The following is a 22079-nucleotide window of genomic DNA, read 5'->3' as shown; positions in this document are numbered from 1 at the left end:
CGTTGCAGGTCAGGGCTCGAGGCGGGCGACTGAGCCGCCTGTTCGTTCGAGCGTCACCGCGGCACCGGCGGGGGACATCGAATGATCGATGCCGGAAATCTTGCTGGCAAGGGTTTTCAGGCAATCCCGGGTAGTCGTTCGGGCAGAGGTCCGCGTGTTCGTGGTGTCCCTGCCCGAAGATCACTAGCGTCGGCGGACGCGTCCAGGTCGAGTCGGATTCACGAGGGGTTGTTCGCTGCATGGCTAATCCGTTGGTCGCACCGGTGAAGGAGACATCGGCGGTGGCCGGGGTTCCGTTGCTGGAGGATGCGACGGGGCTCAAGGAAGCGATCGAGAGCAAGAACTGGGCGGCGGTCGCGATCGGCGCCGTCGGCACCGCTCTGGACGTGCTGACCGCGGTGATGGATCCGTTCGGCGCGGTCTTCGCCGCCGGTGTCGGCTGGCTGATGGAGCACGTCGGCCCGCTCAAGGAAGCCCTCGACGCGCTCACCGGAAACGCCGACGAGGTCAAGGCCCAGGCCGAGACGTGGATCAACGTCGCCAAAGAGCTGGAGAGCGTCGCGGCGGAGCTGACGGATCTGGTCAAGAAGGATCTGCAGGAGTGGAAGGGCGACGCCGCCGACGCCTACCGTAAACGGGCCGACGACACCTCGGCCTTGATCGCCAGCGCCCAGAAGGGCTCCGAAGGCGCCGCCAGCGGAGTCAAGACCGCCGGTGAAATCGTCGCGGCCGTGCGATCGCTGGTGCGCGACACCATCGCCGACCTGATCGGCCACCTGATCTCCTGGGCGTTGCAGGTCGTGTTCACCCTCGGTATCGGGTTGGCCTGGGTCGTGCCGCAGGTCGTGTCCGCGGTGGCCAAGACCGCGTCGAGGATCGCCCAGGTCACCACCAAGCTGGTCAAAGCCCTCAAGGCCCTGATGCCGCTGCTGAAGAAGGCCGGGACGCTGTTCGAGGACGCCACCAAGGCGCTCAAGGGGCTCAAGGGCGGCAAGTCCAAGCCGCCGGACAAGCCCAAGGGCATCGACACGAAGGGCCCGCCCGGCGGCAAAGGCGGCAAGAACGGTGACGACGGCGTCACCCCCTCCGGTGACCACGGCTCCCCGCCGCCGAGGAACGGCGGTGGAGACGGCACCTCGTCGAGCAGTGCCTCCGGCGGTGGAAATCATGGCGGCGGGAAGGACGGGCAGGGCTCGGGCGGCGGGCAGTCGTCCGGCGGTCATGACTCCCCAGCCGGTGGCGGGGGATCCCACGGAAGCGGCGGTTCCGGCGGTGGTACCGGTCCGTCGGGCTCACGCGGTGGTGGCGGACTGCGCGGCGAGAAGCCGAACCCGCGTTCGCCGGACAACACGCGGTGTGTGACGGACCCGATCGACGTGTCGACCGGGCAGATGGTGCTCGACCAGACCGATGCCGAGTTCCTCGGCGTTCTCCCGCTGGTCTTCGAGCGCACGCACTTCTCGAACCACCGGGCCGGCCGCTGGTTCGGGTCGAGCTGGGTGTCCACAGTGGACCAGCGGCTGGAGGTGGACGACTCCGGCGTCACTTTCGCCGCCGCGGACGGGACCCTTCAGCACTATCCGGTACCGGCCCCCGGCTCCGCGGTGTCCAGCGACCAGGGACCGGCACGCTTGCTGTGCCGTGGCGAAGACGGCGGTTACCTGATCGAGGACCGTTCCCAGGCGCTGACCCTGTCCTTCGCGCCGGGCGCGGCGGTGCTGCCCGTGTCGTCGATCGCCGACCGGAAAGGCAACCGGATCGACTTCGGCTACGACGAGCGGGGAGTGCCTCAGGAGATCACCCACAGCGCGGGGTACCGGATCCGGATCGAAACCGCGGGCAACCTGGTCACGGCCCTGCACGCGATCGCCGCCGACGGCGGTGAAACCGAGCTCATGCGCTACGGCTACACGGCGGGCCGGCTCACGGAGGTGATCAACCCCTCGGGGCTGCCCACTCGCTTCGACTACGACGTCGAGGGCCGGATCGTCGGCTGGACCGACCGCAACGACAAGTGGTATCGCTACGTCTACGACGGCGCGGGCCGGTGCGTGCGCACCGAAGGATCCGGCGGGTTCCTGTCCAGCACCCTGGAGTACGACACCGAGAACCGCACCACGTATTTCACCGACTCGCTGGGCCACCGCAGCGTGTTCCAGATGAACGAAGCCGACCAGGTGGTCCGGGAAGTCGATCCGCTCGGCGCCACGATCGTGTCCGAATGGGACCGCTTCGACCGCTTGCTCCGCCGGACGGACCCGCTGGGCCGCATCAGCCGCTTCGACTACGACGACGCGGGCAACCCCGTCACCGTCACCCGGCCCGACGGGTCGCAGACCAGGTTCGAGTACGGCGAGCTGGGGCTGCCGGTCACCATCGTCCAGCCGGACGGCGCGGTGGTCCGCCGCGAGTACGACGAGCACGGCAACCTCGCCCGGCTCACCGACGCCGCCGGGGCGGTCACGACCTTCGACCACGACGAGCGGGGCAGGCTCGGCAACGTCACCGACGCGCTGGGCCACAGCTGGAGGATGAGCACCGACGGGGCCGGGCTCCCGGTCTCCCTGACCGACCCGCTCGGCGCGACCGTCCGCTACGAGCGCGACCAGTTCGGCCGGGTCACCTCCATCACCGATCCGCTGGGCGAGCGGACCCGGCTCGGCTGGACCACGGACGGCAAACCGGCCTGGCGAGAGTGGGTGGACGGGACCAGCGAACGCTGGACCTACGACGGTGAGGGAAACCTGCGCGAGTACACCGACAGGCAGGCGCGGACGACCCAGATCGAGGTGACGTACTTCGACCTGCCATCCGTGCAGACCGGTCCGGACGGCAGCCGGCTGAGCTTCGGTTACGACACCGAGCGGCAGCTGGTGAGCGTCACGAACGAGCAGGGGCTGGTCTGGCGCTACGAGTACGACCCGGCCGGGAACACCGTCGCCGAAACAGATTTCAACAACCGCACGATCCGGTACCGGCACGACGCGGCCGGTCAGCTCGTCGAACGCATCAACGGCGCCGGGGAAGTCACCCGGCTCGCCTACGACCCGTTGGGCAACATCATCGAACGTGGCAACGCCACCACGAGCGCGACCTTCCGCTACGACCCGATGGGCAGGCTTGTCGAGGCACGCGACGCCGAAACCCAAGTCGTGATCCAGCGAGACGTGCTCGGCCAGGTCGTCTCCGAGAGCATCAACGGCCGGGCCGTGCACTCGGTCTACGACGCGGTGGGACGCCGGGTGCGGCGGCAGACCCCGTCGGGCGTGGCGTCGGCGTGGGAATTCGACGCCGCCGGCCATCCGATGTCCCTGCGATCCGCGGGCCGGCTGGTGCGGTTCGTCCACGACGTCGCCGGTCAGGAGATCCAGCGCAGCTTCGGCGATCAGCTCTTTCTGTCCCAAGGCTGGGACAACCAGCATCGGCTGAGCAGCCAGGTGCTCACCGGAACCGGCGGGAACGTGCTGCAACAGCGGTCCTACCAGTACGCCGCCGGTGAGCAGGCGATCGCCATGCACGACCGGCTCACCGGGCCCCGTACGTTCACCCATGACCGGGCCGACAGGGTCACCCAGGTGAGCGGACCGAACTGGACCGAGCGCTACCTCTACGACGCGGCGGGCAACACGACCGACGCGGTCTGGCCGCAAGCCCCGGGCGCGGCACCCGCGGAGGAGATCGGCGAACGGGAGTACCGCGGCACCCTCCTGCTCCGGGCGGGCGGCGTCCGCTACGGCTACGACGGTCAGGGGCGGCTCGTGCTGCGCCAGCGGAAACGCCTGTCGCGCAAACCCGACACCTGGCAGTACTCCTGGGATTCCGAAGACCGGCTGATCGGGGTACGCACCCCGGACGGCACCCAGTGGCGGTACCGGTACGACCCGATGGGCAGGCGCGTGGCCAAACTGCGGCTGAACCCGGACGGTTCGGTCGCCGAGCAGGTCGACTTCGCCTGGGACGGCGCCGTGGTGACCGAACAGGCGCACAGCGGCCCGGCGGCCCAGACCCGGGTGACCGCGTGGGAGTACGAGCCGGACTCGTTCCGGCCGCTGCTGCAGCACGAGCGCTCGTTCCTGCGCGACGCGCCCCAGCAGTGGGTGGACGAACAGTTCTACGGGATCGTGACCGACTTGGCCGGCACCCCCGCCGAACTCGTCGGCGAACAGGGCGGAATCGCGTGGCACCGGCGGGCCACGCTGTGGGGTGAGACGATCGAGCAGAGCAGCACCGGTGTGTCCATCCCGCTGCGGTTCGCCGGCCAGTACCACGACCGGGAAACCGGATTCGACTACAACTTCTTCCGCCACTACGACCCTTCGACCGGGCGCTACGGCAGCGCCGACCCGCTGGGACTGGGCGGAGGCTTCCAGCCGCACAACTACGTCCCGAACCCGCAGGCGCTCGTCGACCCGTTCGGCCTCGCCCCCTGCCCGGAGGGACGGCTCAACAACGCCGTCGGGAAGTACGGCGGCCGGCCGCACACCTCCGGGTCCGGCGCGGGTGGCTACATGTTCCCCAGCCGGAAGGCCGCGCGCCAGGCGGCCGCGGAGTACATCGGGGACATGGGCCACGGCACGCAGGCGATCCGCATGAGCGACTTCCGCGGGGACAAGTGGATGAGCCCGAACGGGGTCATCGGACGCCAGAGCCACGACGGCAAGATCGGCTGGCGCGACGACCGGATGGGGCACGACTTCGGGGGTACCGACGGGAAGGTCGGACCGCACGTCAACGTCTGGGGGAACGGGACCAACCACAAGCTCCACTTCTTCTATCCCGACCTGCCTCGAACCTCTTATATCGGTAGATAAGGTAGGCAGCCGTGTGGTGGATGATGCAGTGCGAGGACAGTCATGTGTGGTGGCGGCTGGTCGGCGAAGGGCTTTCCGAGCCGCCGCCCGAGGTTCTCCGATGCCCGGAGGACGGCACCGAAGCCATCGTGGCCATGCGCCATCCCCTAGCCGACCGGGTGACGGTCGCCCTCGTCCCCGCCGCGTGGGAACGCGAGGGTAAGACCGGCTTCCGCGACCGGTACTTCCTGGAGATCTCCAGCAGCCGGTTCGCGGAAACCCTGCGCTCGGCCAGAACCTACTCGTGGGACAAAGCCCTCGAGCGTCTTTCCTGGTTCAAGGACGTCGACTGGGAAGCCGCCCAACGCCGCTGGACGCGGGGCGACTTCATCAAACCGGAGTAGCTTCGCGGCCTCACCTTTTGTCGGCAGCCGGTCGAACGTGCCCGCTTGGCGACGATCACCCCACCGATCGCCGCTCCGGGGGAGCGACCGTCTGCCAGGCCATGCCTTCCGGGGCCGGGTCTTCGTCGCCGTGACGGTATTCGCCCGGCGGCCTCGGCGGATTGCGCTCGTGGTAACCGAATTGGGTGAACGGGGTTCATCAAATCTTGGCAGTGCGCGAGCGCGGTCGGAGCGTTACCGAGCCGTCGAGGTCGCGTGCCGCGACGAACAGTGTCCGCGTTGGGCCCAAGGCCGGTCGTAGCCGGCTGACCTCGTATGAACACGCCTCGTTCACCGCGAGCACCAGCGGTTTACTCCACTCGAGCATCTCGACGGCTTTGACCAGCACCGCGTTGCCTCACTAGGGCTCGCCAGGGCCTTGGAGCGGCGAACCCAGGGATGTGGTCCCCAGGTCGAGCTGCGCAGGATGCTGGACACGTGCGACTTCACCGCATCCTCCCCGACGTGGGGTGCCTCGCGCAACGGCGGGCGAACCGTGGGAGTGACCCGACGGATTCCGCCGCCGACGCGATCACAACGTATACGGTCAAGGTGTCGGCCGAACCGGACGACGGGTCTTGGTGGCGTTTCGATTTCGGGAGGCTGAAATTCTGACCGACTCGAACCATGGCCGGCGACCGTGGCCGGAAAACTTACTACGAACCGGGCTCGGGCCCGCTCCGGCGAACAGGCAGGCGGTGGTGTCGAGATGATCCGCAGTTCTGTGACGATGACACTGCCCACCCTTCCTGCGCTGGTTTACGAAGTGGTGTGGGAACGGCTCGGCCTCGGACCTATGCCGTCGTCTCTTGTGGTGCGCCGCCACGGCCGCGATGAAGCGGAGCGACAGGAGTGTCGTGTTCGCGCACACCGATGGCTGGCATCCCACGGTCTCGGAGACGCGGACAACCTCGACGACGACCTGCGGCAGGCGTTGCAGGCGATGGACGCCCGCGACCTTGCGCTGTCCTTGCGCTACGGCGACTCCGCCGCACGGGTGGCGATCGGCTGTTTTCCTCAGCCCACCGGCCGGGCGCTGCGCGTGATAATGCGGGACGAGTCTGTGGAACTGGGATGGATGAACGCGACGAGAATGGCGGAAGGCATGCTCGAGGTACTGCCGGACGCCCAGCCGGGTTGCGGGCGGCCCCTCCGCGTTGGCGAACTCGCTCTGATCCGGTCGGGTCGGCAGTGGCGGCGATCGGGGCTGCTCAGCCAGGGAAAGCTATCTTTGATCGAGCACGGGGTGGACGCTGACAGCGCGGAGTGGTTCCTGCGTGTCCTGTCGAGGGCGACGGCGATCGGACAGGCGAGTGCGGCGCGATCGGGAGCTGCCGGGAAAGAACTGACAGTCAGCCGCCCACTGTCCTTCGTGGACAGTTTTGATGGTCGGTACATCGTCGTACCGAGCTACGGATCGGTCACGCTCATGCCTGCCGACGGTGCTACGTTGGCGGCCAGGATCAGAGGTCTCGCACACGATGACTTCATCGAGAGCCGGCCCGCACGCGATACAGGTGCGTTCAGTCATCTCTGGTGATCTGCTGTGCGTGGCTTCCGCCGAAGAACGCACCACCTATACGCCGCTGCATTTCGCGGTGCGGGAACGCCAAGTGGACGCTGCACAACGCCGGTGCGGACGTCATGGGCGGGTTTGAGGCCAAACCGAACAACTACGACAGCGTAAAATCTGGGCAGGATCTCGACGCCACATTACTGACCAAGCTCGGCTACATCTCGTTGGCGTCGGCCGCGGTGTCGGCCACTCGCTCGTGACCGGTCCCACAGCAGGCCGTGTGCGGCAGGGCCGACGAGGTGGGCCCATCCACGGTTCGACGTGACCGGCGTCCGCGGATGCATGGTTCAACCATGTCCGGAAGGGAACCCAGTTCGCACGTGAACAGGGCGTAGTCAGGAGGAACAGTGATGAGCACACCTGAGATCGACCCGGTGACCGCCGAGAGTATGGCGGCGGACGAGGACTTTGCGGAGGAGCACACGGAGCCGACGTTCCGTGATCAGCGACCATACCCGGACGAAGGCACGGGGAAAGAGGGTGACGGTGGCGATCAGGGCGGCATGATGTCAGGGTGATCCGCGTCGAACCGGACCGTGATCCGCGGCGGCCTCTTTCTCGGTGGTCCGGCGTTCATCGACTCCTACGGAGCCCCTTAAGTGGCCGCAGCCTGAACCCGCCGACGACCGCCGCGTCGTCGACGGCAGCTTCCTCCGCCGACATGGGCGGCAACGTCACGTGCCCTGATGAGGCAATTCGTCATCCTGGATGGGTGTGACGCCGAGGGCGAGCAGAGCCGCGTCGTCGCTGAGGCCGTCACCGAAACTGTCTAGCAGGTCGGTGAGGTCGGCGATGAGCGCTTCCGGTGATACGGGCGCCAGTGCACCGGCGCGGGAGCAGAGGGCTTCCTCGCCGTAGAGGGCACGGTCGTGGCCGATGCGAGCTTCGGTGAGCCCGTCGGTGTAGAGCAGCATCGTGTCTCCCGGGCGTAACACCGTCTCGGCCGCAGTGAAGACAGGGTTGGGCAGGCATCCGATCAGCATTCCGCCCGGGGTGGGGAGATAGTCGGCCCCACCGTCCGCGCGGGTGATGAGCGCCGGCGGGTGCCCACCCGCGGCGAGCCGCACCCGCATGGAGTCCCCTTGAGGTTCCAGAGTGCCGAAGATCGTTGTGCAGAAACGGGGGTCACCGCCGGTGTATCGCTGGTACAGCACGGCGTTCAATGTGGTCAGCGTGGCGATCGGGTCGGGATTGTGCATTGCGGCGGTGCGCAGGGTGTAACGGGTGAGCGAGGTCACCGACGCCGCCTCGGGGCCTTTGCCACAGACGTCGCCGAGAAAGAACGCCCACCGGTCGCCCGCGAGCGGGAACAGGTCGTAGAAATCGCCGCCCAACTGGTCGGGAGAGGCCGTGTGATAGTGGGCGGCGGACCGGAGGTTCGGTACCTGCGGCAGGGCCGCGGGCAGCAAGCTCTTCTGCAGGACCGCCAGCGCCTGCTGCAATCGTGCCCGGTCGGCGTCCGCGTGCTTGCGCGCTTCTTCGGCGATGCGGCGTCCGCGCAGGAGTTCCTGTTCGTAGGAGCGGCGTTCGCGCGCGTCGAAGATCGTGGTGCGGATCAGCAGTGGCTCGCCTCCACTGCCGCGTTTCACCACCGAGGTCACCAGCACCGGCAACTGGTCGCGGGTTGCGGTGCGCAATTCCAGCGCGATGCCCTTCGCTTCGCCGTGGAGGTGCAGCAACGGCGCGAAATGCGTTTCGTGGTAAAGCTTCCCGCCGACGCTGAGCAGGTCGGAGAACCGCATGCGGCCGACAACCTCGTCGCGCCGGTAGCCCAGCCACTCCAGCAGCGTGCCATTGATCTTCGCGATCTTGCCGTCCATGAGGGTGGACAGATAACCGCAGGGAGCGTTCTCGTAGAGCTCCTCGGCGCTGTCCTCCAACAAGGCCGAGAAGGATACGTCCGTTCCCGCGTCGTCGGGCTGCTGTGGCGGGCAATGCCCGCGGGGGGACATCAATTCCGGTATTCCAGGAATTCCAGGATGGCGCCGGCCGTCGCTTCCGGTGCGCTCAGCTGCGGGCAGTGTCCGACCGCGTCGAGGGTGCGCAGCCGGCTGCCCGGGATCGACGCCTGCACGAAGGCACCGACCTCCGGCGGGGAGATCACGTCTTGGGTGCAGTCCAGGATCAGCGTCGGGATGTCCACTCCGGCCAGATCGGCGCGCGAGTCGGAGAGAAAGGTCGTGCGTGCGAACACCCGGGCGATCGCCGGATCCGTGGCGCAGAAGCTGGCGGTCAGCTCCTCGCCCAGTTCCGGCCGGTCGGGGTTGCCCATGATCACCGGCGCCATGGCCGACGCCCAGCCGAGGTAGTTGGATTCCAGCGACTCCAAGAGTTCCTCGATGTCCTCGGCGCTGAACCCACCGCGATAGTCCCCATCGTCGATGTAGCGGGGCGACGGTACGAGCAGAACCAGCGACTCGAACCGTTCGCGCGCCGCCTTCGCCGCGAGCACGCCCGCCATCGCGCTCACCGAGTGCCCGACGAACGTGACCTCGCGCAGGTCGAGTTCCTCGCAGATATCCAGCACATCGCGTGCGTAACCGTCCAGAGACGAATACCGCCGTTCATCCCAGGCCGACCATTCCGATCGCCCCGAACCGACGTAGTCGAACAACACCACGCGATGGCGCTCGGCCAGCACCGGCGCCACCAGACGCCACATGTTCTGGTCACATCCGAACCCGTGCGCCAGCATCACCACCTGCCCGTCCGGGGGCCCCGTGACGACGACGTTGTTCCTTCGCCTGACATCCATCCGCGCATCCTCACATCCCGCTCCGCCGCCGTCGAACGTAGCAACCAGGCGAGCTGCGCCGCCGTCTGGGTGATCGAGTGATTCGGTCTGGTCATCCATGGCACGCACCGGTCCGTTCTGTGTCGGCTGCGGCGGCAAAGGTGTGGCCGTGGTCACCGGCAGGGACATGATGTCGGCTGTGCCGGGCAGGATCCGCGTGCCGATGCGGAAGGCGCGTTATTGCCCACGCCCGGTCTGGTTCTGGAGCCGGTCGATCAGCTCTGACGCTTCTGCTTTGGTCAAGGTCTCCGGGACCGTCTCGCCCGCCTCCTGGGCGAGAGTGCCCAGGTAGGAGCGCTGGGGCCCGGTCATCGGCTCGTCGCCGGTCGCCCAGTCCTCGCGAGGTTTCTCCGGGCTCGGAGTATCGCTCGGCTGCGTGCTGTCACTCATTTGACGTCCTTTGGTTTGGTGCACAGTCGTGCAGCGGTTACCCAGTCAGGAGCAATGACACACCTCCGGATGGTCGGGCGCGACCACGCCTGCCGCGAAATGCATTCGCAGGCAGCCGGAGAGCGACGCGCTCGCTCGTCGAGGACTTCCAGCGGCAGGAACCCGGTACACCGAGGCCCGACGGCTGCGACCTCGGTCAGGCGGCATGGTCGCTAGGCGGAAGGTCGTGCTCGCGTACGTCGTGAAGGTCACAGCCGTAGAAGTTGCCGACTGTGCCGCGGGCCTTTCAGTCGACGTCGGCGTCGCCGTCGACGCCACTGTCGTCGCCAGGGGGCCCGCTGCTGCTGTGCGGCCCTTCGGGGAAGCCGGTGATCGCGGCACCCACGGTCGTCAGCCCCAAGACGCCGTAGACCAGCCCGAGCAGTATGCGGGTGAAGATATCGGTGGTGGGCTCGCCCGCGCCGTTTATAACGGCGGTGTCGCCTGTCATGATCAGCACGGCCAAGACTGTCAGGCCAGCTCCGAACAGGGACCCGGCCACGCGGCCCACCAGTCCCCAGAAGCGTAGAGCGGGCTTCTGTCCCTTGGACATGGCCAAGACGCTACGCGGGCTTAAACGCCTGGTGCACCGCCGACCGGAGGCCGAAACGGAGTGACCTAGTCACGCGTCCACCCGAGGTCGGCCCCGAACACCAGGTAGGCATCCCGTTCAGGTCGGCGTAGGCGACCTCGCACCGCTCGGCCAGCGCATGCGCGCCCCGCCCAGGAGATGATCAAACGTCGGCACGGCGGCATCCTCCGCCTTCGCCCGGACAGGACACCGGCGTCCGCCACCGGATGGGGGAGAAAACCGTTGATCAGACCTGGTGGTGACATCACAAGCCGCCAGGATTCACCCTCAACCGAAAATTCCGGCGACGTCGGTGGCCTTTTTCGCGACAATGGCAGGTATGGATGTCGAAGTCGTCGTCGCCCATCATGAATGCGCGACCTTGCGCGTCGGCGACGTGTTCCTGAAGATCGACGCCCATCAGGCGCGTACCGACATCGAGGTCGAGGCGATGACCCTGGCCCCGATCCCGACTCCGAAGGTCCTGTGGCGCAAGCCGCCCGTGCTCGCGCTCGCCGCCCTTCCGGGCAAGGCGCTCGGCCGCCTCGGCGAACCGTCGACAGCGTCGCCGTCGGCCTGGGTCGCGGCGGGTGCCGCCGTGCGGATGCTGCACGACGCGCCGCTACCACCCCGGCCCGGCCGAAGCCCCGGCGAGTTCGCATCGCGACTCGACGCCGAATGTGAGTGGCTCCTTGAAAACGGCGTCCTCCCCGCCGAGCTGGTCACGCGGAACCGCCAGGTCGCCGAGGCCGCGCTCCGACCGTGGACACCGGTGTTCACGCACGGCGACCTGCAGGTCAGCCACGTGTTCGTCGACGGTGACGAGATCACCGGCGTGATCGACTGGACCGAGGCGGCACGGGGTGATGCCCTGTTCGATCTCGCCACCTTGACGCTCGGCCACGGGGAACACCTCGGTGACGTCGTCGCCGGCTACGGCACCGATGTCGACCGCGACGTGATCCGCGCGTGGTGGTCGTTGCGGAGCCTGCTGGGGATCCGCTGGCTGGCCGAGCACGGCTTCGATCCGGCCGCGCCGGGCTGCGAGATCGACGTACTGAAAGCCACTATGTGAAGCAGGCTCGAATCACGCCGAGCCCATGTCTCCGGCCACACCGCGATCGTCGAACGCGTCCAACAGTGGTGGCGTGACTCACGGACCCCGAACTTTCCCCTGTTTCCGGACTGTTCTTGCAGTTCTTCTCCGGCACGAGCCTGGTCCTCAAGGACGAAGCCGATATCAGGGCTTTCCTCATCGGCTTCCACCCGCAAACACCACGGCACCACCGACGACGGCGTCGATCACGGCACCTCGGCCGACGTCGACCGGCCGCTAGCGCTCGACGCCGTCGCGCTTTCGATCTTGCGTGGGCAGCTCGCGCCCTGCCCGCTGCGGCGAGACTCCGGGGAAGCTTGTCAGCCGAATCGGTGGCTGGCCACGTTGTTTCTGAGTGACGACTTCAAGTTACGCGCTGCGCCTGGCGCGAACACTTCGGAATCGCCACCGTAATTGCTGTTGAAATACACGGTAACCGGCTTACTGGAACGATTCTGTGCTGATTTCGATTTGTTCTTCATGCATTGACCCGCGCCGGCTCCAGGTCCTATGAATTCGTAGCACGTCGGCTGCGACGAACCGTAGTTGGGGACGGAGGTGACGAAATCAGACACCGCACCCGACAAGTTCAGGTTGTAGTTCAGGCAGAACTCGCCGACCTCACAGCGTCAATTTCGAGCTGCCGGTGCGGCGCTGGCGACGCTCGTCAGACCCATGATCATCACTACGCAGCCGGCCAACACCGTCATCGCTCTGGCCACACGGTGAGCAAAATTCGACACGCGAACCTCCTCGTTGGTATCTCTTGGCCCTGCTGCTGCTCCGGGCGCCAGCTCTCATGGCGCACCGTGACAAGCACAATAGGCCAGTTCTCGCACGACCTTGCCGCTCGTGCGGGACTTCTCTTGGCGGCCATCGAGAACCGGTCGATTCTGGGTACTGCCGGCCGGGCAACGGGAAATCGTATCTCAGCGCAGTCGCGACGGCGATACCCGCATCTGCTCGCCAACAAAATAGCTAAAATGATGACTGTGCCAGACAGTTGACGCTCATGACTTTCATTCATTCGGGTGCGGTGCATCGCGAATAGGGCATGGCAGAGTCGGCCCCCAAGGTGTGGATACTGGTTCGCCGCGTCGAATGAACAGGTTCCGGACCCGTGCCCCGGAAGACGACCGAGCCGTGGCGCCACGACCAAGGTCTGCCGACCTTGTCCGTCAACTGGAGCGCCTGGGGCAGGGCCGGCCGCGCGACGACGCCCGGTCGGCGTCCGGGCGACCAGCCCGCGTGCAGGATCAGCCAAAAGGCGCTGCCTGATCGGAACTCGTCATGTCAGCGTCATACGAGGTGATGATTCGGACCTCGAGCTGTTCCGGACCCGGTAGTGTGCCGGTACTTGCTGTACCACCTGCCAAATGATCCTTGGGGGATCGGGATGAGCATGGATGAAGCCGCACGGGTGGCCGCGTCGGTGGACAAGGTTTCGGTGGGGCGGGTGTATGACTACCTGCTCGGTGGGACGCACAACTACGCCGTCGACCAGGCTTTCGCCGAGAAGCAGTTGGCTGTGCTGCCGGAGATCCGGGACTTCGCCCGCGCGAACCGGGCTTTTCTCGGTCGTGCTGTCCGTTTCATGGTGGGGCAAGGGATCCGGCAGTTCGTGGACATCGGGTCCGGGTTGCCGACGCAGGGCAATGTGCACGAGGTCGCTGATGAGGTGGCGCCGGGGGAGTGCCGGGTGGTGTACATCGACAACGAACCGATCGCCCGAGCGCACGCGCAGATCCTGCTGGAGGAGACGGCGGATCCGGTCCGGCACGCGGCGCTGGATGCCGATTTCTTCGACCGGCGCCAGTTGTGGGACCGCGTGCTGGACACCGGTCTGATCGATCGGAGCGAGCCGGTCGGGTTGCTGCTGGTGGCGCTGTTGCATTTCATGCCCGATGAGCGGAATCCGCATGCCGCGCTGGGTTTTCACCGGGCGATGCTGCCGCCGGGCAGCTTTCTGGCGGTGTCGCATATTCATGTCGCGCCTGAGGATGTGGAGACGCAGAACGCGGGTAAGCGGGTGGCGCAGGAGTACGGGCGCCGGACCAACCACACTGCGATCATGCGCTCGCGTGAGCAGATCGCCGAGTTCTTCGGAGACCTGGAGCTGGTCGAGCCCGGTCTGGTATGGCTGCCTCGATGGCGCCCCGACACCCCTGGCGCAGACAAGGACGCTCCACGCTCGCGCGGCCTGGCCGGCGTGGCACGCACCCACTGAACACAAGAGACTTCCGAGCAGCGGGCTAGGTTTCACGGGGTTTACGTGCCTCGCATGGTATCGACGCTGGGATATGCCGCGGTGAGGTCTGCTTCCGTGAACGGCTCCAGCCCGACCGGCCGAGGTCGCGTGTTGACTTCGGCCGCGTCGTCGAGCGGGTGCAGTACCCCCTTCCCGGGAAGCACAAGGCTGGGACACCGGGCATCGGTGGCGACTGGGCCGGGTTGGGATCTGGGATGGGGTCAGTCCGTGCTGGTGTCCTCGGCGCGGCACCGCGGGTGGTGACAAATGTGCCGGTCGCGGCTGCGTGGTCTTCGAGCTGGTAGGGCTGTCGCCATCCCAGCGGTCCGTTCCACACGGTCCTCGTCGGGCAGACCGGTGACGCGAGCACCCCCGGCGCTCCACCACTTGTGCTCGCGTCGTCAGGACTCGATCTTCTCGATGACCCAAGCTGGTGTTGCGTATCGAAGGACACAAGCCAGCGTCCGCTCATGCCGATGAGCGAGCACGTGCGAGGATCCTCGTAGTGGAGACGGAGATCGTTTCGCGTGCGATGGCCGCGGCGACAGCACTGGCAGGAGAGCTGCATCTGCGGGTCGACGACGCAGTCGTGATTCGCAACTCGAACATGCTCGCTCTACGTCTGCTGCCGTGTGGCGTCTTCGCCCGAGTAGCCTTGGTGGGGCAAGAGGTAGCCGCGCTTGAGGTCGAGCTCGCTCTGCGACTCGCTGCGACCGCGAGCCCCGTCGCCGCGCTGGAGCCCCGGGTTGAGCCGCGGGTCTACGAACGCGACGGCTTCGCCGTGACCTACTGGACTTACTACGACGTTGTGACTCCTGGTCTGGATTTCCCAGGCGCATATGCAGACGCGCTCCAACGCCTTCATACCGGCATGCGAAGCGTCGAGATCACGACCCCGCATTTCCTGGACCGAGCCGCAGAGGCTGAACGGTTAGTCACGCGCCGAGACCAAACCCCCGCGCTCACCGAGGCCGACCGGCATCTCCTCCTAAGCACGCTGCGGAGCGCTCGTGAACGGATCCACAGCCGCGGCGCTGCCGATCAGTTGCTGCACGGCGAACCGCATCCTGGCAACCTCCTCAATACCCGTGACGGCCTGCTGTTCATCGACTTGGAGACGTGCTGCCGTGGCCCCGTCGAGTTTGATATGGCCCAGGTGCCGGAGGAGGTCAGCGCGCGTTATCCGGACGTCGATCAAGTTCTGCTCGCGGAGTGTCGGCGACTCGTGCTTGCGATGGTCGCGGCCTGGCGTTGGGACATTCGTGATCATTTCCCGGATGGGCATCAGCACGGCCGAAACATCCTGTCCTTGCTCCGCCAGGGTCCGCCGTGGCCCGCACTCGGCGCTCTCGGCGCCGAATAGCGGAAGGCACTCACATGCCGCTGGTCGCGCCGTCACGGCGCACGTGCCTGCCCACGAGCCAAGGGAGTCGACTTTCGGGGTTCACGATGCCAGGCAGGTCAGTGCGCCAGCCACTGTCAGCGAACCAGGCCGCATCCGAAGCAGCGGCGCTTTGGCGACCCGACACGGCCACGACCGCGCGGATCACGTCGACCTCATCACCGTTGCGAGAATTGTTCCGACCGACGACACCGGGTACTCCGAATCCCGCCAAGTGTCATCCACCAGCCAGTGAACGGCGTTCGTAAGGTCAGGAAATCGCGTGTCCCGGCCACACCGTCCAGCTGAGGCGGCGCCAGCGCCGCCTCACCAGCCCCGACAAGTGCCTCCGGACACCGACATCACCATCGACAACTAGCTCCGCACATCCGATAACTTCAGGCGGACGAGACACGTGCTGTCCTGTCCACTCGAACTTGGGGGCGGAACGAGCCGCTGAGTTGCGGCTCGCCACATAGATCCGGACGCGAACGGGCGAAGTGTCCGGACCTAGTTGGCGGAATCGGTGACAACGGGATCGGGCATGTCCGGCTCGGTGGTGCGCTTGTGGCCGTCGACGGGCTCGAAGTCGACGTCGTCCGGCGTGCTGGAATCAGTCAGGTTGCGTCGGTATCTTCAGTCACCATGAGGTACTTCGGCTCCGATGTCGTCACCGTCGCGGACGAGCTCGTCGACGCCTACGTCGACGTCTTCACCGCTCCGCCATGGGAACATCAAGATCCGGACGAAACCCGGTCGGCGTTTCGGGAGCGGCTGGAGGCAGATGCCCAGCGTCCCGGCTTCCGCGCCATCCTGGCCTTTTCCGACACCGGCGAGGTAGACGGCTTCGTTACCGGCTGGACCACTTCGGCTCCATTTCGGACCGATCGCGCCTACTCCAAGGTCACCGAGCGGCTCGGCATCGACCGGGTCGGTGAACTGCTGGTCGGAGCTTTCGAGATCGACGAACTCGGGGTGCGTCCCCGCACCCGCGGGACCGGACTCGGACGGCGACTGCTGTCGAATCTCACCGCGACCGCACCCGACGCTCGCGCCTGGCTGCTGACCTGGCACCAAGCCCACGACACGCTCGCCTTCTACCGCCGGATCGGATGGCGTGAACCCGAGCCCCGGCCGGGCAAGGAAACCGACATCGTCGTGTTCCTGTCGCCGGACTGACCCGGAGCCAAGCCTCGTGAACGAGAAGCTGACGTCGCGCAGGGTGGCGGGGTTCCGCTCCGTGCAGTACTCCCAGCGCCCATGACCACCATGCCGATTACGAAGCCGCGTCCCGTCGTGTTGCCCGGACACCCGCCAACCAGCCCGCCACCTACGCCGGACTCCGCCGACTTCTTCCAGAGAGGACATCCCGGGTGTCCTGTCCAGCCGAACCTTGCGGAACCGAACGACGCTGAGCTGCGGTCCGAAAAGTAGGTTCGGACGGTGAGCGCTCGAGGTGTCCGGACCTGCTTTTCGGAATCGGTGGTACCAGGGTCGAGCATGTTCAACTCCGGATGTCACGATCACTCGGTTCCGAAGCTGATCAGTGTCGCCGGTGAGGGCCCCCCGATGCCGGAGGACCCGGATTCGACCGCACTGACCAGTGTCACCTGTTCCTGCGGGCGGTCAAAAGCGCCGCTCCCAGCTGAGCGGGGCCGTTCATGACCATGGAAGGGTTCGGCGAGAGGAGGTCCGCCGCCGCGGTAACCACGTCGTTCGGCGAGCGGGTCATGCCGCTCAGCCTTGGCTGACTCCGGCCAGGACTTCAGTCATAGAACCCGGATTTGGGCACGCCGAGATGACCACACATGAACGTGACAGGGTAGGCGTACTTCTTCTCTTCAACCTTCGCAACTCGATAAACTCGTACTACCGGTCACTGTTCATTCTGAGCAAGGTACGCCGCACTTTTTTGGGAACTCGCTCTCTATTTCGAATTCCCGGGCTGCCGCTTCAGCTCTCCAAGCCGCGCACGCTCGTCAAGGTCCAGGGTCGGCTCGTCATCCACATGATCCCGCCGAGACGATGTACGTGGGTGACCACCGGGACAACGACGTAGCGATCGCGGCTGGACACGAGCGGTGATCCGGGCCGGATCGGAACCCGGCGTCGGAGCGGGTCACTCCGGCGAAGGGTCACCGGCGAGGGCCTTCAGGCCGCGAATGACCGTTTCGGCGCTGGGAGCCCGCTCGGGAGCGACGAGGTGCTGCATCATCACGCCGGCGATGAGGGCGAACTGGACGGCGCCGGCCGCGTCGGCATCGGTGCGCGACAGGCGTTCGCCGAGGACCTTCCGGGCTTCGTCCTGCGCGTCGGCGAGTCGTTCGCGGAGGTTCGGGAAGCGGACGGCCTGGGTGGCGCTTTCGAGGACGGCGGTCCACATGTCGCGCTGCTCGGTGAAGGAGTCGATGAGGCCTTGCCAGGTGGCGGTCAGCGACGTTCCGGCCGGTTCGCGCAGCCGCTCGACCGCCTCGGTCGAGAGTTCGATCATGGCCTCGTTCATGAGGGCCTCTTTGGAGCCGAAGTGGTACCCGATGGAGCCGAGGTTCGCACCCGAGGCGGCGGTGATATCGCGCGCGGTGGTGTGCGCGTAGCCGCGTTCGACCAGGCAGCGCTTGGCTCCGTCGAGGAGGTCCTCTCGTTGTCCCATGCCTTGATCCTAGCGGGAGACTGTGACAAGCGTCTTATACATACGTCTTATACAAACGTATAAGACGCTTGTATGGTCGTTGGTGCCGGAACGAGCCGGCCTCGCACGAGGGAATGACGATGAACCCCAACCGCTACATCCTTGGCAACTTCGCCCCGGTCGCCGAAGAGATCACCGCCTTCGACCTGCCCATCACCGGAAAAATCCCGGACGACCTCGATGGCCGCTACCTGCGCATCGGCCCGAACCCGCTTGGTCTGGAAGACGCGGCGGCGCACATTTGGACCCTCGGGGAAGGCATGGTCCACGGCGTGCGCCTGCGCGACGGCCGCGCCGAGTGGTACCGCAACCGCTGGGTCCGGTCGGCTTCCGTGGCCGACCGGCTCGGGGAACCGCGCCGCGGGCAGGTCGCCGACGAGCGGATGGACTTCGCGCCGAACGTCCAGGTCGCAAGCCACGGTGGGCGTCTCTACGCGCTGATCGAAGGGGGTTTGGCCCCGTACGAGCTGACCGGTGAACTCGACACCGTCGGACCCGCCTCCCTGGGTGCCACGGCACAGGGCTTCTCGGCCAACGCGCACAGCAAGTACGACCACGCGACCGGCGAACTGCACTCGCTGGCCTTCCGTTACGGCGCGGATTTCGTGCAGCACATCGTGATCGGGCCCGACGGGGAGAACCGGAGCGTCACCGACATCCCGGCGCCGACCCTGCCGTACATGCACGACTTCGCGCTCACCGAGCACTACGTGGTGCTCTACGAATCCCCGATGGTCTTCGACCCCGAGCGCCTGGCGACCGGGGTGCCGTTCCACTGGAACCGGGACCTGCCCTCACGGCTGGGTCTGCTGCCGAGAGCGGGCGGGACGGTGCGCTGGTTGGAAACCGCACCGGTCATGGTCGGTCACACCCTGAACGCCTTCGAGGAGAACGGCAAAATAGTGGTGGATGTGGTCGTGCATCCCCGGCCGGTGGACTTCGCCGACATCGGCGCCTCGAAGCCCGTGCTCGAACGCTGGACCGCCGACCTCACGCTCAACCGCGTCACGCGAACGCCGCTGCACGACCGCCCGCAGGACTTCCCGCGCCTGAACGGCCGTTTCAGCGGCAAGCCCTACCGCTTCGGCTACTCGACGGCGGCCGAACTCTATGCCACACCGAGCACCACCGAGCCGGACCGCCCTGACGAGGGCTTCAGCAGTGCTCTCTTCAAACACGACCTCCTGACCGGTGCCACCGAAACACACGAGTTCGGCCGTGACGCGAGCGCGGGCGAGACCGTGTTCGTCCCCGCGGGCCGGACGGGAGCGGAGGACGACGGCTACAACTTGGTCTACGTCCACAACCCCGATCGGGGCGCGGCGGACCTGGTGATCCTGGCCGCCCAAGACTTCGCCGGCGAACCCCTCGCCAGGGTCCATCTGCCCGCACGCGTCCCACTGGGGTTGCACGGCAGCTGGCTTCCCGTCGCGTGATTCGGTCACCGAATGTGAGAGGTATCGGTCACCAGGGGGCTCACTTTCGCCCCGTCAATGACGGTCTGTCGTCCGTGCTGTCGCTGGCTTCATGCGTCAGGTCTTGTGCTCATCGTGCGGATGGGCCGCGAGGCCGCTGGTAAAGGGGGCGCTGGGCTGCTGGAGCCGCACCGGTCCGGGGCCACGGCCCTGGAGGGCGTCGTCGGGGTTGAGGAGCAGGCACGCCTTCATCGACAGGCAGCCGCAGCCGATGCAACCGGTGAGTTCGTGTTCGAGGGACTCGAGGGCGCGGCGGCGTTCCTCCAGTTGTCGCTTCCAGCGCCGGGAGACCCGCTGCCAGTCCTGGTGGGTGGGGGCGCGATCGGCGGGGAGGCCGACGAAGACCTCGGCGACGTCCGTCAGCGGAATGCGGAGGCGTTTGGCCACGAGGATCAAGGAGATCCGGCGGAGCATGTGCCGGGAGAAGATCCGCTGATTGTTGCCGGTGCGTTCGCTGAAGATCAGGCCCTTGCGTTCGTAGAAGTGCAAGGCGGAGGCGGGCACGCCGGTCCGGTGGATGACCTCACCGATCGTGAGATGGTCCTCGGGACTGGCGCGCACTTGTCCGCTCCTCGCTCGTTCGGGACGCCGGTGGTCAGGTGCTGCGACGGGACGTCGCGCGGCGGTGGATCAGGACGGTCACGACGATCGACAGGACCAGGCAGAGCAGGCCGACGCCGAGCTGGGTGAGCTGCCATGACCAGGTGAAGGCGTCCAGTTCCACCGCCTCGGCTCCCCCGGTGAGGCGTCCGGCGCCGACCTTGGCGGCGTGGGCCGGGTCGTCGAGCCTCGCCGTGAGGAGGCCGACGATGGAGGCACTGTACGCGGCGATCACGAGAGCCTCGGCCGCTCCCCGCAGGGTGTTGAGGAAGCCGGCCGCCATGCCGACGGCGTCGGCCGGGACGAGGGCCATGGCCTGGCCGTCGGTGATGCCGAAGGACGCACCCATGCCCACCCCGATCATCACCAGCGGCGCCGCGACGACCGCGACCGCGTCCTCGGCGTTCAACGTCACCAGCCACAGATTCCCGGCCACGACCAGCACCAGGGCGATCATGATCAGCAGCCGGGCCGGAACGCCCTTGTTCACCAGCGCCACCGCGACCATGGGCATGATCAGCACCGGGGCCGTCAGCAACAGCATCGTCACCCCCGAGGCGGCGGGGGAGAGCCCGGCCGCTGCCTGCAAGTAGGTGGGTAGGAAGACCAGGACGCCGAGGAATCCGACGGACGTGGTCAGGGTCGCCAGGCTCCAGCCGAGGAAACCGCGATTGGCGACCAGTTCGGGTGCCAGTACCGGAGCGGCGCTGCGCCGCTGCGCGACGCCGAAGACAACCAGCACGACCAGGCCGGCGATCCCGGTGAGCAGGATGACCGGGTGGGACCAGCCGAGCGACGGCGCCTCCAGTAGCGCGAACATCAGCAATGCCAGCGCGGCGACGAACAGGACACTGCCCACCCAGTCCGCCCGGCCGGTGTCGGTCGCGCGGGACTCGCGGGCACGGGTCCCGCCCAAGGCGACCAGCAAGCCGATGACCGTGAAGACCGCGAAGCTCCCCCTCCAGCCGGTAGCACTGATCAGCAAGCCCGACAGGGTGGGGCCGATGGCGATGCCGACCCCGGCCATGGTGCCCATCAGGGCAAAGGCTCGATTGCGGGCCGCCCCCTCGTAGCTGGAGGCGAGGATGGCACCGCCGGCCGCCATGATCCCGGCACCGCCGACACCGGAGACGACGCGGGCGACGTCGGTGACGACGATCGCCGGGCTCAGCGCCGTCCCGAAAAATCCGGCCGCGAAGACCAGCGCCGAGACGACGAACACCCGTCGCCTGCCGATCCGGTCGGCCGCCGATCCCGTGATGAGCGTCATGGCCGCGAAGGCCAGGTTGTAACCGGCCACGACCCAGTTCAACGGGGAGCCGGAGGTATCGAGATCACGGCCGATGCTCGGCAGCGCCACCGCGGTCCCCGAGATGGACATCGCCACCAGGACGACGCCGACCAGGACCACCGGAAGTGTCAACGGAGACGGTCGATCCACCGAAGCCGGTTGCGGAGAGGGATTTGTGGTCGTTCTGTCCGTGCTGTTCGCCATAGCTGTTCGCTTTCTTGTCCTGAGGTCGACAGCGAGCAGCCCATCAGCTCAACCTAAGTTGATGTCAAACGCGCTGGTGAAGGCATGTCTGTACGAGGCCGTCGAGCACGTGTGGTCAGTCATGTGTGGTCAGTTCGGTCGCCGACCACGGCGGTCGAGTCGTCGCGGGGCCGGTGGCTGCGGCCGACAACGATCTTGGTGACAGATAGCGCTCGCAGATGACAACCAGGGCTCACAGGCACACGACCGCGACGGACCGATTTCAGTCACTCGGATCATGACGCTCCGCAGGAACTCCTGAGGCCGCCTCCATGCAGTGGGCCGAGCCACTGCGCCGCTCCAGCAATTCCAACAGGGCCCACACCCCGGAGACAGAAGAGCTTCCCCCGGTTGTCCGGGCACTCACCTGAGGGGACCGTCGGTCACCAGAGAGGATGTTCTGGTGCCTGCACCACACCCGCCTGAGTTTCGTCAGCGTGCTGTCGAGGTGAG

At 66.9% G+C, this 22079-nt stretch carries 16 protein-coding genes and 1 pseudogene; 9 read left to right on the top strand and 8 right to left on the bottom strand.

Annotated elements, in window-relative coordinates; translation table 11 throughout:
* Positions 1–239 precede the first annotated feature (239 nt).
* From ACZ6DT_RS33480 to ACZ6DT_RS33465, 4 genes are all read left to right on the top strand, one after another.
* Positions 240–4811 carry a DUF6531 domain-containing protein gene (locus tag ACZ6DT_RS33480; RefSeq protein WP_465602818.1) on the top strand — a complete coding sequence of 1524 codons (4572 nt, stop codon included), beginning with the start codon at positions 240–242 and terminating at the stop codon, positions 4809–4811.
* Between the two features lie 11 nt (positions 4812–4822).
* Positions 4823–5194 (top strand): hypothetical protein, encoded by a 372-nt coding sequence (locus tag ACZ6DT_RS33475; protein ID WP_465602817.1) that lies wholly within the window; start codon positions 4823–4825, stop codon positions 5192–5194.
* Positions 5195–5963: 769 nt separating this feature from the next.
* Positions 5964–6773 (top strand): ESX secretion-associated protein EspG, encoded by an 810-nt coding sequence (locus ACZ6DT_RS33470; protein WP_465602937.1) that lies wholly within the window; start codon positions 5964–5966, stop codon positions 6771–6773.
* A 386-nt stretch (positions 6774–7159) separates the two neighbouring features.
* Entirely contained in the window at positions 7160–7327 is a 168-nt protein-coding gene (locus ACZ6DT_RS33465; protein ID WP_465602815.1) for a hypothetical protein, read from the top strand.
* 156 nt (positions 7328–7483) lie between these two features.
* Here ACZ6DT_RS33465 and ACZ6DT_RS33460 read toward each other — a convergent pair whose 3' ends face one another.
* From ACZ6DT_RS33460 to ACZ6DT_RS33445, 4 genes are all read right to left on the bottom strand, one after another.
* Positions 7484–8692, bottom strand: coding sequence for a PP2C family protein-serine/threonine phosphatase (locus ACZ6DT_RS33460; RefSeq protein ID WP_465602813.1), 1209 nt, complete (start codon positions 8690–8692; stop codon positions 7484–7486).
* A gap of 68 nt (positions 8693–8760) precedes the next feature.
* Entirely contained in the window at positions 8761–9663 is a 903-nt protein-coding gene (locus tag ACZ6DT_RS33455; RefSeq protein WP_465602812.1) for an alpha/beta fold hydrolase, read from the bottom strand.
* A gap of 117 nt (positions 9664–9780) precedes the next feature.
* The gene (locus tag ACZ6DT_RS33450; RefSeq protein WP_465602810.1) at positions 9781–9993 is read right to left on the bottom strand and encodes a DUF3072 domain-containing protein; all 213 of its coding nucleotides are present in this window, start codon (positions 9991–9993) and stop codon (positions 9781–9783) included.
* A 286-nt stretch (positions 9994–10279) separates the two neighbouring features.
* Positions 10280–10492, bottom strand: coding sequence for a hypothetical protein (locus ACZ6DT_RS33445; RefSeq protein WP_465602808.1), 213 nt, complete (start codon positions 10490–10492; stop codon positions 10280–10282).
* A gap of 451 nt (positions 10493–10943) precedes the next feature.
* Between ACZ6DT_RS33445 and ACZ6DT_RS33440 the strand changes: the two genes are divergently transcribed.
* Entirely contained in the window at positions 10944–11678 is a 735-nt protein-coding gene (locus ACZ6DT_RS33440) for a phosphotransferase family protein (RefSeq protein WP_465602806.1), read from the top strand.
* 341 nt (positions 11679–12019) lie between these two features.
* Here ACZ6DT_RS33440 and ACZ6DT_RS33435 read toward each other — a convergent pair.
* Positions 12020–12316: pseudogene (locus tag ACZ6DT_RS33435) on the bottom strand (peptidase inhibitor family I36 protein); the annotation flags it as partial.
* A gap of 785 nt (positions 12317–13101) precedes the next feature.
* On the opposite strand from ACZ6DT_RS33435, the gene ACZ6DT_RS33430 reads away from it, so the two are divergent.
* The 3 genes from ACZ6DT_RS33430 (at position 13102) to ACZ6DT_RS33420 (ending at position 16507) form a co-directional block, all read left to right on the top strand.
* Positions 13102–13926, top strand: coding sequence for an SAM-dependent methyltransferase (locus ACZ6DT_RS33430; protein WP_465602935.1), 825 nt, complete (start codon positions 13102–13104; stop codon positions 13924–13926).
* 526 nt (positions 13927–14452) lie between these two features.
* Positions 14453–15310 carry a phosphotransferase family protein gene (locus tag ACZ6DT_RS33425; RefSeq protein ID WP_465602805.1) on the top strand — a complete coding sequence of 286 codons (858 nt, stop codon included), beginning with the start codon at positions 14453–14455 and terminating at the stop codon, positions 15308–15310.
* 663 nt (positions 15311–15973) lie between these two features.
* Positions 15974–16507 carry a GNAT family N-acetyltransferase gene (locus ACZ6DT_RS33420; protein WP_465602804.1) on the top strand — a complete coding sequence of 178 codons (534 nt, stop codon included), beginning with the start codon at positions 15974–15976 and terminating at the stop codon, positions 16505–16507.
* 940 nt (positions 16508–17447) lie between these two features.
* On the opposite strand, the gene ACZ6DT_RS33415 is transcribed toward ACZ6DT_RS33420, so the two are convergent.
* Positions 17448–17978 carry a TetR/AcrR family transcriptional regulator gene (locus ACZ6DT_RS33415; RefSeq protein WP_465602802.1) on the bottom strand — a complete coding sequence of 177 codons (531 nt, stop codon included), beginning with the start codon at positions 17976–17978 and terminating at the stop codon, positions 17448–17450.
* A 119-nt stretch (positions 17979–18097) separates the two neighbouring features.
* Here ACZ6DT_RS33415 and ACZ6DT_RS33410 point away from each other — a divergent pair, with 119 nt between their 5' ends.
* Positions 18098–19453, top strand: coding sequence for a carotenoid oxygenase family protein (locus tag ACZ6DT_RS33410; RefSeq protein ID WP_465602800.1), 1356 nt, complete (start codon positions 18098–18100; stop codon positions 19451–19453).
* A 96-nt stretch (positions 19454–19549) separates the two neighbouring features.
* On the opposite strand, the gene soxR is transcribed toward ACZ6DT_RS33410, so the two are convergent.
* Positions 19550–20053, bottom strand: coding sequence for a redox-sensitive transcriptional activator SoxR (gene soxR / locus ACZ6DT_RS33405; RefSeq protein ID WP_465602799.1), 504 nt, complete (start codon positions 20051–20053; stop codon positions 19550–19552).
* A gap of 34 nt (positions 20054–20087) precedes the next feature.
* Positions 20088–21515 carry an MFS transporter gene (locus ACZ6DT_RS33400; RefSeq protein WP_465602797.1) on the bottom strand — a complete coding sequence of 476 codons (1428 nt, stop codon included), beginning with the start codon at positions 21513–21515 and terminating at the stop codon, positions 20088–20090.
* Positions 21516–22079 lie beyond the last annotated feature (564 nt).

This window comes from Amycolatopsis sp. NPDC041971 (genome assembly GCF_055588925.1).
The sequence above is the reverse complement of the archived record's forward strand: the minus strand, read 5'-3'. Positions and strand labels throughout refer to the sequence as shown.

Coding starts and splice junctions, on each gene's coding strand:
- ACZ6DT_RS33480 (WP_465602818.1), top strand. CDS start 240: ATGGCTAATCCGTTGGTCGCACCGGTGAAGGAGACATCGGCGGTGGCC.
- ACZ6DT_RS33470 (WP_465602937.1), top strand. CDS start 5,964: ATGACACTGCCCACCCTTCCTGCGCTGGTTTACGAAGTGGTGTGGGAA.
- ACZ6DT_RS33465 (WP_465602815.1), top strand. CDS start 7,160: ATGAGCACACCTGAGATCGACCCGGTGACCGCCGAGAGTATGGCGGCG.
- ACZ6DT_RS33455 (WP_465602812.1), bottom strand. CDS start 9,663: ATGGATGACCAGACCGAATCACTCGATCACCCAGACGGCGGCGCAGCT.
- ACZ6DT_RS33450 (WP_465602810.1), bottom strand. CDS start 9,993: ATGAGTGACAGCACGCAGCCGAGCGATACTCCGAGCCCGGAGAAACCT.
- ACZ6DT_RS33440 (WP_465602806.1), top strand. CDS start 10,944: ATGGATGTCGAAGTCGTCGTCGCCCATCATGAATGCGCGACCTTGCGC.
- ACZ6DT_RS33430 (WP_465602935.1), top strand. CDS start 13,102: ATGGATGAAGCCGCACGGGTGGCCGCGTCGGTGGACAAGGTTTCGGTG.
- ACZ6DT_RS33420 (WP_465602804.1), top strand. CDS start 15,974: ATGAGGTACTTCGGCTCCGATGTCGTCACCGTCGCGGACGAGCTCGTC.
- ACZ6DT_RS33415 (WP_465602802.1), bottom strand. CDS start 17,978: ATGGGACAACGAGAGGACCTCCTCGACGGAGCCAAGCGCTGCCTGGTC.
- ACZ6DT_RS33410 (WP_465602800.1), top strand. CDS start 18,098: ATGAACCCCAACCGCTACATCCTTGGCAACTTCGCCCCGGTCGCCGAA.